The organism is Streptomyces sp. NPDC048436, from assembly GCF_043200355.1.
Classification (GTDB): Bacteria; Actinomycetota; Actinomycetes; order Streptomycetales; family Streptomycetaceae; genus Streptomyces.
Genome location: NZ_JBICXP010000010.1, coordinates 112,354 through 127,041 on the forward strand (window position 1 = coordinate 112,354; position 14,688 = coordinate 127,041).

Annotated in this window: 13 protein-coding genes; 8 read left to right on the forward strand and 5 right to left on the reverse strand. The window is 73.0% G+C overall.

Annotated features, from left to right (window positions below):
* Window positions 1–79: 79 nt before the first annotated feature.
* Both ACGFX9_RS29640 and ACGFX9_RS29645 read right to left on the reverse strand, forming a co-directional pair.
* On the reverse strand, window positions 80–784 hold the full coding sequence (locus ACGFX9_RS29640; RefSeq protein ID WP_393479061.1) for a response regulator: 705 nt from the start codon (window positions 782–784) through the stop codon (window positions 80–82).
* Window positions 781–1,950: a sensor histidine kinase gene (locus ACGFX9_RS29645; RefSeq protein ID WP_393479611.1), complete on the reverse strand. Its 1,170-nt coding sequence runs from the start codon at window positions 1,948–1,950 to the stop codon at window positions 781–783. The genes ACGFX9_RS29640 and ACGFX9_RS29645 overlap by 4 nt, the downstream gene beginning before the upstream one ends.
* 184 nt (window positions 1,951–2,134) lie before the next feature.
* On the opposite strand from ACGFX9_RS29645, the gene ACGFX9_RS29650 reads away from it, so the two are divergent.
* The 5 genes from ACGFX9_RS29650 to ACGFX9_RS29670 all read left to right on the forward strand — a co-directional run bounded on the left by ACGFX9_RS29650 (window position 2,135) and on the right by ACGFX9_RS29670 (window position 6,851).
* Window positions 2,135–3,118: an ABC transporter ATP-binding protein gene (locus ACGFX9_RS29650; protein WP_393479064.1), complete on the forward strand. Its 984-nt coding sequence runs from the start codon at window positions 2,135–2,137 to the stop codon at window positions 3,116–3,118.
* Window positions 3,115–4,674: an ABC transporter permease subunit gene (locus ACGFX9_RS29655; protein WP_393479067.1), complete on the forward strand. Its 1,560-nt coding sequence runs from the start codon at window positions 3,115–3,117 to the stop codon at window positions 4,672–4,674. The genes ACGFX9_RS29650 and ACGFX9_RS29655 overlap by 4 nt, the downstream gene beginning before the upstream one ends.
* Window positions 4,671–5,465: an ABC transporter permease gene (locus tag ACGFX9_RS29660; RefSeq protein WP_393479070.1), complete on the forward strand. Its 795-nt coding sequence runs from the start codon at window positions 4,671–4,673 to the stop codon at window positions 5,463–5,465. The genes ACGFX9_RS29655 and ACGFX9_RS29660 overlap by 4 nt, the downstream gene beginning before the upstream one ends.
* A gap of 121 nt (window positions 5,466–5,586) precedes the next feature.
* Window positions 5,587–6,087, forward strand: coding sequence for an Lrp/AsnC family transcriptional regulator (locus ACGFX9_RS29665; protein ID WP_393479073.1), 501 nt, complete (start codon window positions 5,587–5,589; stop codon window positions 6,085–6,087).
* Between the two features lie 56 nt (window positions 6,088–6,143).
* Window positions 6,144–6,851, forward strand: a complete 708-nt coding sequence (locus tag ACGFX9_RS29670; protein ID WP_393479076.1) for an HAD family hydrolase — start codon at window positions 6,144–6,146, stop codon at window positions 6,849–6,851.
* A gap of 36 nt (window positions 6,852–6,887) precedes the next feature.
* Here ACGFX9_RS29670 and ACGFX9_RS29675 read toward each other — a convergent pair whose 3' ends face one another.
* Window positions 6,888–7,514 carry a TetR/AcrR family transcriptional regulator gene (locus ACGFX9_RS29675; RefSeq protein ID WP_393479079.1) on the reverse strand — a complete coding sequence of 209 codons (627 nt, stop codon included), beginning with the start codon at window positions 7,512–7,514 and terminating at the stop codon, window positions 6,888–6,890.
* Window positions 7,515–7,584: 70 nt separating this feature from the next.
* Between ACGFX9_RS29675 and ACGFX9_RS29680 the strand changes: the two genes are divergently transcribed.
* Entirely contained in the window at window positions 7,585–10,776 is a 3,192-nt protein-coding gene (locus ACGFX9_RS29680; RefSeq protein WP_393479082.1) for a carboxyl transferase domain-containing protein, read from the forward strand.
* 19 nt (window positions 10,777–10,795) lie between these two features.
* Here the strand turns inward: ACGFX9_RS29680 and ACGFX9_RS29685 are convergent, their stop codons facing one another.
* Window positions 10,796–11,401 (reverse strand): hypothetical protein, encoded by a 606-nt coding sequence (locus tag ACGFX9_RS29685; RefSeq protein WP_393479085.1) that lies wholly within the window; start codon window positions 11,399–11,401, stop codon window positions 10,796–10,798.
* Between the two features lie 335 nt (window positions 11,402–11,736).
* The gene (locus ACGFX9_RS29690; RefSeq protein ID WP_393479088.1) at window positions 11,737–12,639 is read right to left on the reverse strand and encodes an NAD(P)H-binding protein; all 903 of its coding nucleotides are present in this window, start codon (window positions 12,637–12,639) and stop codon (window positions 11,737–11,739) included.
* Between the two features lie 185 nt (window positions 12,640–12,824).
* Here ACGFX9_RS29690 and ACGFX9_RS29695 point away from each other — a divergent pair, with 185 nt between their 5' ends.
* A complete protein-coding gene (locus ACGFX9_RS29695) occupies window positions 12,825–13,703 on the forward strand; it encodes a LysR family transcriptional regulator (RefSeq protein ID WP_393479092.1) in 879 nt (292 codons plus the stop codon).
* A gap of 70 nt (window positions 13,704–13,773) precedes the next feature.
* Window positions 13,774–14,553, forward strand: coding sequence for an SGNH/GDSL hydrolase family protein (locus ACGFX9_RS29700; RefSeq protein WP_393479095.1), 780 nt, complete (start codon window positions 13,774–13,776; stop codon window positions 14,551–14,553).
* Window positions 14,554–14,688 lie beyond the last annotated feature (135 nt).

A 14,688-nucleotide genomic window follows, 5' to 3' on the forward strand; every position in this document is an offset into this window, starting at 1 on the left:
CGTGTGCACTTTGCCGCCCTTCTATTGTACGGCGGACAGGGGCGTCCGGCCTGGCCTGACGGGCACTTCCGGGGCCGGTTCAGGCCCCCGCCCCGGGCACCACGAGCCCCGATTCGTACGCCGCGACCACCGCCTGGGTGCGGTCCCGAAGGCCGAGCTTGCCGAGCACCCGGCTCACATGGGTCTTCACGGTCTCCTCGCTGACGTGCAGCCGCCCGGCGATCTCCGGGTTGGAAAGGCCTTCCGCCATCAGCCGGAGCACCTCGGTCTCGCGCGGCGTGAGCGCGTCGATGCGGGCAGCGGGGCCGGCGGGCGGCCCTGGCCTGAGCCGTGCGAACTCCGCGATGAGGCGCCGGGTCACGGTGGGGGCGAGCAGCCCCTGGCCCGCGGCCACCACCCGCACGGCGTCGAAGAGGCGCTCCGCCGTGACGTCCTTGAGCAGGAACCCGGCGGCGCCCGCGCTCAGCGCGTCGTACACGTGCTCGTCCAGGTCGAAGGTGGTGAGGATCAGCACGCGGGTACCGGTCCCGGCGAGCCGCCCGGTCGCCTCGATGCCGTCCATCACCGGCATGCGTACGTCCATCAGGACCAGGTCGGGCAGCAGCTCCCGGCAGAGCTCGACCGCCCGGGCTCCGTCGGCGGCGGTGCCGACGACGGTGAAGTCCGGCTGGGTGGCGAGGAGTCCGGCGTATCCGGCGCGTACGACTTCGTGATCGTCGGCGATGACGAGGCGCAGCGGGGTGGGGCTCGGGGCGGTGCTCGGGAGGGCGCTCGGGGTGCTCATGCGGCATGCTCCCTCACCGGCGCCGGGAACCTCGCCTCGATGAGGAAGCCGCCGCGCCGCGCGGGGCCCGCGCGCAGTTCGCCTCCCACCATCGCGGCGCGCTCACGCATGCCGAGCAGTCCGTGTCCGTCGTCGAAGCCCTTGGCCCTATGTGGACTTGGCCCGTTGTCACGCACCCGCAGGCGCAACGCGTCCTGGGTGTAGTGGAGTTCGATGTCCACCGCGGCGCCAGGCGCGTGCCGCCGGGTGTTGGTGAGGGCCTCCTGCACGATGCGGTAGGCGGTGAGTTCGAGGCCGGGGCCCAGGGGGCGGACAGGTCCCTCGACGATGAGGCGCACGGCCGCGGCGGAGGCGTCACGTGCCTCGTCGACGAGCTCCCCCAGTTGTTCGAGGCCCGGCTGGGGGCGCCGGTCAGGGGTGGTGGTGCCCGCGTCCTCGCGCAGCACGCCGAGCAGTCTGCGCATCTCGGTGAGGGCCGTACGGGCCGTGTCACCGATGGCGAGGAACCGCTCGGCGCCGACGGCCGGGAGCCCGGGGGTGGTCAGCCGGGCGGTCTCGGCCTGGACCGCGATCATCGAGATGTGATGCGCGACGACATCGTGCAACTCCCGGGCGATCCTTGCCCGTTCGCCCCGCGCGGCATGCTCCAGGAGGGTGTCCGCGATGGCCTGCTCGGCCGCGCTGTTCACGAGGGCGGTGTCCCGCGCCCGCCGCGCGAGCCCCGTACCGGCGGCGACTCCCGCGCACACCGCGACCAGCACGGTGAGGAACCGCTCCCCCGCGCCGGATCCCGCCGGGGCGGTGACGGCGTACGCGATGAAGGGCAGCGGCAGAAGACCCGCCAGCGGCTTCGGCCCGCGCAGCCCCGCCTGGTGGAGCGCGACGAGCAGCGCGCACACCCCGGCGCCGGTCAGCACGTGGAACGGCGCGAGGGAGAGCGCGGCGGCCACGGCGGCCAGGACGGCCGCCGCGGTGAAGGTGGCGGAAGCCACCCCTGCGCCCACCAGGGCCGCGACCGGCGCCGTCGTCCCCAGCGCGAGTGACAGCGCGAGCGGCAGCGGAACCTCACCGGCGGCCCGCAGCAGCACCTCGCTCGCGGCGGCCAGGGCCAGGAGTGCCGCCGCCACGGCCGGGGTCTTCGGCCCTCGCGCGAGACGGCCACGCACCGCGCCGCGCCCGTGGACCAGGGACCGCGCGGCCCCGCGCCCGAAGACCGCTCTGGATGATTTCGCCCTCACACGTGTCATTGTCACCGGCACGGCCCCCGGCGGAGTCCCTCACGTGAGGGATACGAAGACGGCTCCACGGCGTGACGACCCGCGGGCACGGCCGTCCCTAACCTCGCTTCTCATGGATGGCATCACAGCAACGGCCGATGGCGGCGAAGCAACCATCGAAGTGCGCGGTCTGCGCAAGCGGTTCGGGTCCGTCACCGCGGTGGACGGGCTCTCCTTCACGGTGCCGCCGGGGCAGGTGACGGGGTTCGTCGGCCCCAACGGGGCGGGCAAGTCGACCACCATGCGCATCGTCCTCGGTCTCGACTCCGCGGACGAGGGCACCGCCCTCATCGGCGGGCGCCCCTACCAGGACCTGCGTACACCCCTCCTCGAAGTGGGGTCCCTGCTCGACGCGGCGGCCGTGCACCCCAGCCGCCGGGGACGCGATCACCTCCTGTGGATGGCGCACTCGCACCGGCTGCCGGTGCGCCGCGTCGACGAGGTCCTTGAGCTCGTCGGCCTCGGGCAAGCGGCGCGGCGCCGGGCAGGCGGATACTCGCTCGGCATGCGGCAGCGTCTGGGCATCGCGGCGGCGCTGCTCGGGGACCCGCCCGTTCTCCTCTTCGACGAGCCGGTCAACGGGCTCGATCCGGAGGGCATCCGGTGGATCCGCGGCTTCCTGAAGTCCCTGGCGGCCGAGGGCCGTGCCGTGCTGGTCTCCAGCCATCTGATGAGTGAACTGGAGGACACCGCCGACCACTTGGTGGTGGTGGGACGCGGTCGCGTCATCGCGGACACGAGCGTACGGGAGCTGCTTGCCGCCGCGTCGGACGACCGCGTGGAGGTGCGGACGACCGAGCGGACGACGGCGATGACCGTCCTGGCGGGCGCCGGAGCGAGTGTCGCCGCCACCGGACGCGACACACTCACCGTCTCCCATCTCGAAGCGGGGCGCGTGGTGGAACTGCTCGGCGGCGCGGGCGTCGCCTTCTCGGGCGTCGCCGCGCACCGGGCCACGCTCGAAGAGGCGTACATGGAACTCACCAGGGACGACGTGGAGTTCGCCACCGAGACCGCCGGGCATGCCGAGCAGACAGCCGAGGGGGGCTCGCGATGACCACCGTGACTCCGCCGCGTCGCCCCAGCACGGTCATCGTCGGCCGCGACGGCTTTCCGCAGCTCCTTCGCGCCGAGTGGACGAAACTGCGAACCGTCCGCCGGTGGGGTCTGACGCTGCTGGGGGCGGTCCTGGTGACCGTACTCATCTCCCTTTTCTCCGCGTCCAGTTCACGCCTCGATCTCGCGGGCGGCGGCTCGACCGCGCCCACCGGGCCCGGCGGGCAGCCCATCCGGGACGACTTCACCTTCGTGCATCGCACGCTGCCCGCCGACGGCAGCATCACGGCGCGGGTGACCGGGCCCACCGGCGTGCGCCCCGACCGTGCGCCCGAGTGGGCCAAGGCCGGAGTACTCGTCAAGGAGAACACCGAGAGCGGCTCCGACTACGCGGCGCTGATGATCACTCCGGGGCACGGGGTGCGCTTCCAGAGTGACTTCACCCGTGATGTCGCGGGGGGCGCCGCGTCCGCGGGCAAGCCGCACTGGCTGCGGCTGACCCGAGCGGGCGCCACCGTGACGGCGTACGCGTCGGCCGACGGCCGCGGCTGGCACGAGATCGGCACCAGTCGCATCGACAGGTCGACGGGCGCGGTGACGGTCGGCCTCTTCGTGGCGTCGCCCAACGCGCAGTCGATGAAGCGCGCCTTCGGCAACGTCTCGATCAGCGACAACCCGTCGCGCTCCTCCGCCCGCTTCGACGAGGTGACCGTCAAGGGCGCGGTGAGCGGCACGGACTGGCAGCGGACCGACGTCGGCCAGGACGGAGGAAGGCAGGGCGACGGAGGGCAGGGCAGCGGGCAGCAGAACAGCGGGCAGCAGGGCGAACTGGTCCGCTCCGGCGGCACGTTCACGGTCAGCGGTTCCGGCGACATCGCCCCCGGCACCCCCATGCAGCCCGACCTCGTGGCGACCTCCCTGAACGGCAGCCAGCTCGGCCTGGTCCTCATCGCGGCGCTCGGCGTCCTGTTCATCACCGCCGAGTACCGGCGCGGCATGATCCGCACCACGTTCGTGGCAAGTCCACGGCGCGGCCGGGTCCTGGTCGCCAAGGCCGTGGTGGTCGGAGCCGTCGCCTTCGCCGCCGGGCTCGTCGCGTCCCTCGCCTCCTACCTGCTCAGCATGCCGGTACTGCGGGACAACGGGCACAAGCCGCCGCTCTTCCCCGAGTTCGCACTGACCGACGGGCTCGTCCTGCGCGCCGTGCTCGGCACCGCCGCCCTGCTCGCGCTGATCGCCGTACTCGCCCTGGGACTCGGCGCCCTCCTTCGCAGCACCGCCGCCGCGATCACCACCGTCATCGTGGTGATCGTCCTGCCGCTGATCCTGGTCAGCGTGCTGCCGCTCGGCCTGTCGCAGTGGCTGCAACGCCTCACGCCCGTAGCGGGTTTCGCGATCCAGGAGACGACGCCGCGCTACGACCAGGTGTCGAGCCTGTGCCTCCCTGAGGACGGCTGCTACCCGCAGGGCGCCTTGGCCGGCTTCGCCACCCTGGCCGCGTACGCCGTCGTGGTGCTCGGCATCGCGGTGTGGCGCATCCGGAAGCGGGACGCGTGAACGCCCGGGCGCCGGGCCGCGCGCTCGGCACGGTCCATGCCGAGTGGACCAAACTCCGTACGCTGCACAGCACTTGGTGGCTGCTGCTCGCCCTGGTGGCCCTGACCGTCCTCGCGGGCGCGGCCACCACCGGGTCGATGACCGCCGGGGACTGCCCCGTCCCGGCCGACTGTCACGAGGACACCGTCAAGCTCAGCCTCACGGGGGTCTGGCTCGGCCAGGGCGCGGTCGTCGTCCTCGCGGTGCTCACGATGAGCGGCGAGTACGGCACGGGCACGATCCGTACGACGCTGACGACGGAACCCGGCCGCGTACGACTGCTGGCTGCGAAAGCCCTCGTACTCTGCGCCCTGACCGCGGCGGCCAGCGCCGTCGGTGTGCTCGGCTCGCTGGTCGTGGGCCGGCTGCTGCTTTCGGCCGACGGCTTCACGACGCCCGGCCTCACGGACGGCCCGACCCTGCGCGCGGCCGTCGGCACGGTCCTCTACCTGACGCTCGCGGCGCTGATCGGCCTGGGCGCGGCCACGGCGCTGCGGGACACGGCCACGGCCGTCACCGCGGTCCTCGCCCTCTTCTACGCCTTCCCGCTCCTCGCGGGGCTGCTCGCCGACCCCGACTGGCAGGAGAGGGCGCTGCGGGCGGCCCCCGCGACGGCGGGCCTCGCGATCCAGGCGACCATCGACCTGGACCAGTTGCCGATCGGGCCCTGGGCGGGGATCGGGGTGCTCGGCGGGTACGCGGGGGCGGCGCTCGTCGCGGGCGGCTGGGTGCTGCGGGCGCGGGACGCGTAAAGCCGGGGCACGGAGCGCGGGGCGCCCCCGGAGACGTCCACTGGCCCAGCACACATGCCGTACCGCTGGGCCATTGGTACAGTCACCAGGTTCACCTCCGCCTCCCCGGGAGCCTCGCGCCATGGCCGTCGACGAACTCGACACCCGCATCCTGCGTCTCCTCCTGGAGCAGCCCCGCACCAGCGTCCGCGAGTACGCGCGCGTGCTCGGCGTCGCCCGCGGCACCTTGCAGGCCAGGCTCGACCGCCTGGAGCGGGACGGGGTGATCACCGGGACGGGGCCCTCCCTCTCCCCCGCCGCGCTCGGGCACCCGGTGCTCGCCTTCGTGCACATCGAGGTCACACAGGGGCATCTGGACGAGGTGGGCGACGCGCTCGCCGCCGTACCGGAGATCATCGAGGCCTTCTCGATCACCGGCGGCGGCGACCTGCTGACCCGTGTCGCCGCACGGGACAACGGCCACCTGGAGGACGTGATCCAGCAGCTGATCCAGCTGCCGGGCGTCGTCCGCACCCGTACGGAGATGGCCCTGCGCGAGCGCGTCCCGCACCGGCTGCTTCCGCTCGTGGAGTCGATCGGCCGGGCGTCCGCCGCGTCCGCCGCGTCCACCGCTCGGAAATGAGCGGTTCGCCCCCGCCCCTCGCCGCCGTGAACTGCGGCTTTGGCATGCTGGACGGCATGAGCACCTTGGGCAGGATCTCGGTCATCTTCGATCTCGACGGCACCCTCGTGGACAGCGAGCCGAACTACTACGCGGCATCGCGCGAGCTGCTCGCCGAGCACGGCGTCGACTACACCTGGGCCGACAACGAGCAGTACGTGGGCATCGGCACCCAGGAGACCCTCGCCGCCTGGAAGGACCGATACGGCATCGACGTACCGGTGGCCGGGCTGCTCACCGAACTCGACCGCCGCTATCTCGCGCTGGCCCGCGCCGACACGCACGTCTTCCCCGAGATGCGGGGGCTCGTGGGGCGGCTGTACGAGGCGGGCGTGCCGATGGCCGTGGCCTCCGGGTCCTCGCGCGCCGCGATCGAGGCGATCCTCGCGGGCACGGGCCTCGATGCCCTGTTGACCACGGTCGTCTCGGCCGACGAGGTCGCGCACGGCAAGCCCGCGCCGGACGTCTTCCTGGCCGCGGCGGCTCTCCTGGGCGCGGACCCGGCCGACTGCGTGGTCCTGGAGGACGCCGCTCCGGGCGCGACGGCTGCGCACGCGGCGGGCATGCACTGCATCGCGATCCCCTACGTCACCGCCCACGCGGACGCACCGGCGTTCACCGCGGCGGGGCTGCTGCTGCGGGGCGGTCAGGCCGAGTTCACGGCGCGGGGCGCCTGGGACCACCTCGTGGAGCTGACGCAGCCTGCGGCGCGGCCCGCTCTGTGAGCTCTGGCTTCTTGATCCTGCCGATGGGGCGGCTCCTCAGCGTGCGGGTTCGACTCCGAGCAGGTGCAGGAACATGGCGGTCACATCGCGTACGGCCGCGTCGTACGCTGCCGGGTCGGCCGCGGTGAGCCGGGCGAACTGGGTGCTCATGCCGCCGACCGCGCGGGCGACGGCGAGGGGGTCGGCGACCGGGGACGCCTTGCCCTCGGCCGCCAGGCGCCGGATGTAGCGGGCCGAGCGGTGGATGGGCCGCTCCTGGGTCTCCTCCCACAGGGCGCGCACGTCGTCGTCGGTCTGCGCCTGCTGCTCAAGGAGTCGCAGCAGCGGCAGATGGTGGGCGTAGGCGGCGATGAAGGCGGCGGTGGACGCCCCCGCGACCTCGCGGGCGTCGTCCAGGTCGACGCCCGGCACGTCCTGCGCGGCGAGGAACGCGTCCCGTACGCGCACCGCGAGGACGCGGAAGATCTCCTCCTTGGACGCGAAGTACACATAGAAAGCCGCCCGCGAGACCTCCGCGTCGGCCGTGATGTCGGCGATGGTCGTCGCGCCGTAACCGCGCCGCGCGAACACGGCCTCGGCCGCGTCAAGGAGCCGCCCGCGGGCGGGGGCGTCGCTGCGGTCGCGGGCGGTGCGGGTCGCCCAGGGCTGCTGCTTACGTGCCACGCGGCGAGCATATTGACGTTGACGCCAATGTCAATGAGCATGGCGGCGCACGACACTTCAGGAGGGCTTCATGGGTTCTGCCGCCGTGCTCGTCGCCAATCGCGGGGAGATCGCCGTCCGCGTCCTCCAGGCCGCCGCGGAGGACGGTCTGCGTACCGTCGCCGTGTACGCGCAGGACGACGCCGCCGCGCGGCACGTCCAACTGGCCGATGAGGCGCACCCGTTGGGCGGCGTCGGTCCGGCCGCCTATCTGGACGCTGACGCGGTGCTCGCCGTGGCGCGGCGCTCCTCGTGCGAACTGGTGCATCCCGGTTACGGCTTCCTCAGCGAGGACGCTCACTTCGCGGCGCGGTGCGCACAGGCGGGGCTGCGGTTCGTGGGGCCATCCCCCGAGGTGCTCGGTCTGTTCGGCGACAAGGCACGCGCGCGTGCGCTCGCCGAGCGTCTCCAGGTGCCCGTCCTCGCGGGTACGCGCGGGGCGACGAGCCTGGTGGAGGCCGCCGAGTTCCTCGCCGGGCTCGGCCCTTCGGGTGCGGTGATGGTGAAGGCCATCGGCGGCGGAGGCGGGCGCGGCATGCGGGCCGTGCACCACGCGGACGAGCTCGCGGACGCCTGGGAGCGCTGCCGCTCGGAGGCCTTGCAGGGCTTCGGGCGCGCGGAGTTGTACGTGGAGGAGCTGCTGACCGGGGCCCGCCACATCGAGGTACAGATACTCGGCGACGCCACCGGCGAGGTCACGCACCTGTGGGAGCGGGACTGCAGCGCGCAGCGGCGCCACCAGAAGCTCATCGAGATCGCCCCGGCACCCGGCCTCTCCACGGCCGTCCGCGCCAAGCTCCTGTCCGCCGCCCTGCGTATGGCAGGTGAGTGCGGCTATACGGGCCTCGGCACCTTCGAATTCCTTGTCCGGGGCGAGGAGTTCCACTTCATCGAGGCCAACCCGCGTCTCCAGGTCGAGCACACGGTCACCGAGGAGGTGACGGGCGTGGACCTGGTGGCCGCTCAACTCCGCCTGGCCGCAGGAGAGTCCCTCGCCGCGCTCGGCCTCTCGGGCCCGGTGCCGGAGCCGCGTGGCTACGCGATCCAGGCCCGCGTCAACGCCGAGTCCCCGGCGGCCGACGGCGCCGCGCTGCCCTCCACGGGCACGCTCACCCGCTTCGACGTACCGACCGGGCCCGGCGTGCGGGTGGACACCGCGGCGCGGAGCGGCTCGGAGATCGGGTCACGCTACGACTCGCTGCTCGCCAAGGTCATCACCCATGTGCCGCACGGGGACTTCACGGCGGCCTGCGAACGCGCCTCGCGCGCCTTGGCGGACTTCGCCGTCGAGGGCGTACGCACGGGGATTCCGCTGCTCCGTGCGCTGCTCGCCCATCCGGGGTTCACGGCGGGCGGCGCGCACACGGGCTTCGTGGCGGAGCACATGGCGGAGCTGCTGCCGGGGACGCCGCGGGTGTTCTCCGGTGACGCGGTGGTGGCCGCCCCCATGACGGGGACGGTCGTCGCCGTGGACGTGTCGGTGGGCGAACAGGTCGTAGCGGGGCAGCAGTTGCTGGTCCTCGAAGCGATGAAGATGGAACACGTGCTGCGCGCGGAATCCTCCGGAACCGTGACCGCCCTGCACGCGCGCGTGGGCGACACGACGGCGGAGGGCCACCCCTTGGTGACGGTGGACGCGTCGGCGGGCGCCGAGGCGAGCACGGCGTCCGCCGAGGAAGCGTTGGACCCGGACGCCGTCCGCCCCGACCTGGCCGAGGCCCTGGCCCGGCACGCCACCGGCCTCGACGCGCACCGCCCCGACGCCGTCGCCAGACGCCACCGCATCGGCCGCCGCACGGCGCGCGAGAACATCCAGGACCTGTGCGACGAGGGCACGTTCACGGAGTACGGGGCACTCGCGATCGCCGCCCAGCGCCGCCGCCGTTCGCTGGAGGACCTGATCGCGTCGACGCCCGCGGACGGCATGGTCACCGGGACGGGGCGGATCGACGGCGTGCGGTGCGTGGCGATGTCGTACGACTACACCGTGCTCGCCGGCACCCAGGGCCTGCAGAACCACCGCAAGACGGACCGGATGCTCCAGCTCGCCGAGGAACGGCGGTTGCCTGTAGTGCTGTTCGCGGAGGGTGGCGGTGGGCGGCCGGGGGACACGGACACGACGTCCGTGGCCGGTCTTGACGTGCCGACGTTCCACCGGATGGGCAGGCTGAGCGGTCAAGTCCCTCTGGTGGGCGTCGCGTCGGGGCGGTGCTTCGCGGGCAACGCCGCACTGCTCGGCTGCTGCGACGTGGTGATCGCGACGCCGGAGGCGAGCATCGGGATGGGCGGCCCCGCGATGATCGAGGGCGGCGGCCTCGGCGTGTACCGCCCCGAGGAAGTCGGCCCGCTCTCCGTCCAGGTGCCCAACGGCGTCGTGGACATCGCGGTCGCCGACGAGGCGGAGGCGGTGCGGGTGGCGCGGAAGTACCTCGCGTACTTCTCGTACGAGGACGGTGCTCACGGCAGTTGGGACGCACCGGACCCGCGGCTGCTGCGGCACGCGGTTCCGGAGAACCGGCGCCGCGCCTATGACGTACGGGCCGCGATCGAAGGAATCGCCGACCTGGACTCGGTCCTGGAACTGCGGCGTGGTTTCGGCGTCGGCATCATCACGGCTCTCGTACGCGTCGAGGGCCGCCCGATGGGGCTGCTCGCCAACAACCCCGGGCATCTGGGCGGGGCGATCGACCGCGACGCCGCGGACAAGGCGGAGCGCTTCCTGCGGCTGTGCGACGCGTTCGGCCTCCCGGTGGTCTCCCTCTGCGACACCCCGGGTTTCATGGTCGGCCCGGACGCCGAACGCACCGCGACCGTACGGCACTTCGCCCAGCTCTTCGTGACCGGCGCGCAGCTGCGGGTGCCGCTGGTGAGTCTGGTCCTGCGCAAGGCGTACGGGCTCGGCGCGATGGCCATGATGGGCGGCTCCACCCGGGCTCCGGTGGCGACGGCAGCCTGGCCGAGCGGCGAGTTCGGGGGGATGGGGCTTGAGGGCGCGGTCCGCCTGGGCTACCGCAAGGAACTGGCGGCGATCACCGATCCCGAGGAGAGGCAGCGGGTGTTCGAGGCCCGGGTCGCGGAGCTGTACGAGCATGGCAAGGCGGTGAACGCGGCGGCTGCGCTGGAGATCGACGCGGTGATCGACCCGGCGGGGTCGAGGGGCTGGATTCTGGCGGCGTTGGAGGGGGTTGGTGAGGGTGGGCCCGTCCCGGAGAGGGCCCACTGATCGCCCTGTCGGCCGCCGATCAGTACATGATCCCCACCAAGCCGTCCCCCTCCTCGGCGCAGACGAGGCCGCCCGCGCAGCAGGCGCCCCAGCCGCCGGACTCCGGGCCGAGGAGGGTCACCCGCTCCCAGCGGTCCGCCGTAGGGTCGGTCCGTGAGAGCCGGAGGCCCAGCTCGGCGACCGTCACCTCGGCCGGTGGCGTGCCATCGGCCGCGGCGGCGCCCGGCAGCACGGCCACGATCTCCGTGGCGGGATAGCCGAACAGGTCGATGTCCTCCCAGGCGACGGGAGTCACCTCCGCGCCACCCTGCCGGGTCCGCGTCCGGATCTCCACGCGGGACAGCCGGTCCGTGGCCCCGGGGCCGCCACCGCCGAAGCCCAGGACGACGCCGTCGAACTCGGCGTCGAAGTTCCACTCCGGCTCGAAGAGGAGGCCGCCGAGCCAGGCATCGTGCGCGTGCCGAAGCTCCGCGTACTGGCTCAGCGTCAGCCCGAGGCACTGCCGGTGGCGCGTGACCTTGTCGGGCGGGAGTTTTTCCAGGATCTCGCCGGGCGCCATCCCGAACTTCAACAGCCCGGCGCCGCCCGGCAGTTCCACGCCGACTTCTCGCAACAACTCCAACATTGCACCATTGTTCACCCGTTGGAGCAGGTGGCAAGGCCGTCGACGAGATCACACAGGAAACGGGTGCCGGGCAGCGGTCAGGAGTACGCAGTCAGGCGTCGGCGGTCAGGACTGGGGCCGGCTGCCGTGATTGGCCGCGTGCTTGCGGCGTGCCTTCTTCTTGCGGCGTCGCTTCGATGACATGCGCTTCCCCTCTCGCAGGGTTTGCCGGTTCGCCAGGTCGCCACATGGTGGCTTTTCATTCGGTTTCTACCGTTCCATACACCCGGAACAGGTGCGAGCGGGGGCATGGGCGATTGCGATCGGGGGCACGGGCGAGGGGCGCCTGGGCGGCCCTAGCCCAGGACGGCCGGCCGGAGCACCTCCTCGCACCACTGGCGGAAGCCGGCGGGCGCGGTCTCGGGGGTGCTCGGCGCGGCGGCGCCGTAGAAGCCCTGGGCGTTCATCGCGTTCGTCATGTCGGCGAGACCCTGCGCACTCGCCTCGCTCGCCCCGAAGCGCAGCGCCGTCGCCTTGTACTCCATGCTGCTGGTCCGCCGGAAGCGCACCGTACGGCCGAGGACCTCGGAGATGACCCCCGCCATCCCCTCGGGGGTCAGCGCGTCGGGCCCGACCAGCGGGACGTCGCCCTGCCCGGTCCAGGAGCCGTCCAGGAGCAGCCGGGCCGCGGTGGCTGCGATGTCACCCGTGGCGCAGGTGCGCAGTACGCGGTCTTCGGCAAGCGCCAGGTAGAAGACACCCGCGTCACGGATGGACCCGGCCTGGCCCAGCAGGTTCTCCATGAGGAACGGCGGGCAGAGCGCCCGGTAGTGCACGCCGGTGGCCTCGATGGCCTCGTCCATGGACAGCGACGCCGATACCTGCCCGGCGTTCTTCGCCACGCCGCGTCCCAGGGACGACACGTTCACGACCCGCTCGATGGCCCCGCGTCCGATCTCCTCCCGCAGGGGCTCGGTGAAGTCACGGAAGTGGCCCTCGACGCTGTCCGCCGCGGGCGCAGGGGGCACCAGCCAGAACAGGCGGTCGGCGCCGGCGCACGCCTCCTTGAGGACGGCCGGGTCGGCGTGCGAACCCCGTACGACCTCGACGCGTTCGCGCACCGCCGCGGGGAGCCGGGCGGGGTCGCGGACGATCACGCGGACCGGCGCGGCTCCCTTCGGGGCGTGGGGATGGGCGTCGAGGAGGTGGTCGAGGACCTTCCGGCCTATCTGGCCGGTCGGGGCGGTGACGACGATCATGAAAACTCCAGGGGGAACGCTTGATGCTTGATCTCTTGCGTCTCTTGCGTCTCTTGCATCTCTTGATCTCTTCATCGGATGCGGTCGAGCCTGCTGCCTCGCGCGCCCGAACTGAAGGTCCGAGCCGCTCCCTCTTGTTACCCTCAGGGCAATACCGGCCGCCCCCGCTGGAAAGGAGGGAGAGGATGGAATCCCGCCCCCTGCGCTACTTCGTCGCCGTAGCCGAAGAACTCAACTTCGCCCGCGCCGCCGAGCGCCTCGGCATCTCCCCGCCGCCCCTGTCCCGCGCCATCCGGCAACTGGAGACGGAGATGGACGTCACCCTCTTCGAGCGGACCACCCACAGGGTGGCCCTGACCCCGGCCGGGACGGTACTCCTGGCCGAGGCCAGGATCGCCCTGGACGCCCTGCAAGCCGCCGGCCGACGGGCCCAGCGCGCCGCCGCACCGGAGACGAAGCTGATCCTCGCCGTCAAGGCCGACGGGGACGCGGGGCTCCTCGAACCGATCCTGGCGCGCTTCGCCACGGAACCGGCCGCTGTGCCCGTCGCCGTCAGGTTGTGCGGCTGGCAGGAACAGCCGCGGCTCCTGCGCCGGGGCGAGGCGGACGCGGCCCTGGTCCACGAGCCGTTCGACCGCACCGGCCTGGACACCGAGACGCTGACCGCCGAACCGCGCGTCGCGGCGCTCGCCACCGCCCACCCGCTCGCCGCCCGGGACCGCGTATCCCTCGCCGACCTGGGCCTGCGCCCCGACGACCTCCAGCAGTACATCGACGAGACCCGCCGCGAGAGCAGTGACCTCGCCCAACTGCTCACGCTCGTCGGACTGGGCGGCGTCGTCCCCGTGCTGCCCGCCTCCGTCGCCGCCCGCTATCCACGCCCGGGCGTCGCCTACCGCCCGGTCCACGACGCACCCCCCGCGATCCTCGCCATCGCCTGGCCCCAGCAGTCCCGCTCGACGGCTACCGCGGCGCTCGTCCGGTCGGCGGCCTGGGCGGCCTCGGTGGCCTCGGTGGCCGCCACCCGGCGCGACGCCGGTCAGGACCCGGAAGCGGACGAGTGACTCGCCCCCGCGAGGGTGGCCGCCCGCGCAGCGGGGAAGGGCGGGAACTCCCTGTACGATCGCTCCCGCCATGCAGATGAATGCCAATTACACCAGTCTTGTCGCGGTCGGCGACTCCTTCACCGAGGGCATGTCGGACCGGCTGCCCGACGGCAGCTACCGCGGCTGGGCCGACCTGCTCGCCGGTCGGATGGCTGCCGCTTCCCCCGGATTCCGGTACGCGAACCTCGCGGTGCGCGGAAAGCTCATCGGGCAGATCGTGGCCGAGCAGGTGGACGTCGCGGCGGCGATGCAGCCCGACGTGATCACGCTGGTGGGCGGCCTCAACGACACGCTGCGGCCCAAGTGCGACATGCCCCGCGTGCGGGCTCTCCTGGAGGAGGCCGTCGAACGCCTCGCCCCGGCGTGCAAGCAGCTGGTCCTGATGCGCAGCCCGGGCAGGAACGGTCCCGTGATGGAGCGTTTCCGTCCGCGCATGGAGGAACTCTTCGTGTACGTCGACGACTTGGCGGCGCGGCATGGCGCGGCGGTCGTGGACCTGTACGGATCGGCCGTGCTCGGCGACCAGCGCCTGTGGGACGTGGACCGGCTGCACCTGACGGCCGAGGGCCACCGCAGGGTCGCCGAGGCGGTGTGGCAGACCCTCGGCTACGCGCCCGAGGACGACTGGCGGTCCCTGCTCCCGGCCACACCCCCGCCGAACTGGGCGGCACGCCGCGTCGGCGACATCCGCTTCGCCAGGCAGCACCTCGTCCCGTGGATCGGCCGCCGCCTCACGGGCCGCTCCTCCGGCGACGGCCGCCCGGCCAAGCGGCCTGATCTGCTGCCGTACGAGGGCCCGCTCGACTGACCCCACCCTGCTCCCGCCGGACGGCGGAGGCAGGCCGCCCCGGTGGCCGCCGCCCCCACGGCCGCGCCATCCCAGGGAGGGCCGCGCGCTCCCACGCAGGCCACACCCCCGCCCCGCTCTCGTAGCTTCCGACAA

Excerpts from the sequence above, each read along its gene's own strand:
- ACGFX9_RS29640 (WP_393479061.1), bottom strand. The coding sequence starts at position 784 with ATGAGCACCCCGAGCGCCCTCCCGAGCACCGCCCCGAGCCCCACCCCG.
- ACGFX9_RS29650 (WP_393479064.1), top strand. The coding sequence starts at position 2,135 with ATGGATGGCATCACAGCAACGGCCGATGGCGGCGAAGCAACCATCGAA.
- ACGFX9_RS29690 (WP_393479088.1), bottom strand. The coding sequence starts at position 12,639 with ATGATCGTCGTCACCGCCCCGACCGGCCAGATAGGCCGGAAGGTCCTC.
- ACGFX9_RS29665 (WP_393479073.1), top strand. The coding sequence starts at position 5,587 with ATGGCCGTCGACGAACTCGACACCCGCATCCTGCGTCTCCTCCTGGAG.
- ACGFX9_RS29700 (WP_393479095.1), top strand. The coding sequence starts at position 13,774 with ATGCAGATGAATGCCAATTACACCAGTCTTGTCGCGGTCGGCGACTCC.
- ACGFX9_RS29695 (WP_393479092.1), top strand. The coding sequence starts at position 12,825 with ATGGAATCCCGCCCCCTGCGCTACTTCGTCGCCGTAGCCGAAGAACTC.
- ACGFX9_RS29655 (WP_393479067.1), top strand. The coding sequence starts at position 3,115 with ATGACCACCGTGACTCCGCCGCGTCGCCCCAGCACGGTCATCGTCGGC.
- ACGFX9_RS29680 (WP_393479082.1), top strand. The coding sequence starts at position 7,585 with ATGGGTTCTGCCGCCGTGCTCGTCGCCAATCGCGGGGAGATCGCCGTC.
- ACGFX9_RS29670 (WP_393479076.1), top strand. The coding sequence starts at position 6,144 with ATGAGCACCTTGGGCAGGATCTCGGTCATCTTCGATCTCGACGGCACC.
- ACGFX9_RS29685 (WP_393479085.1), bottom strand. The coding sequence starts at position 11,401 with ATGTTGGAGTTGTTGCGAGAAGTCGGCGTGGAACTGCCGGGCGGCGCC.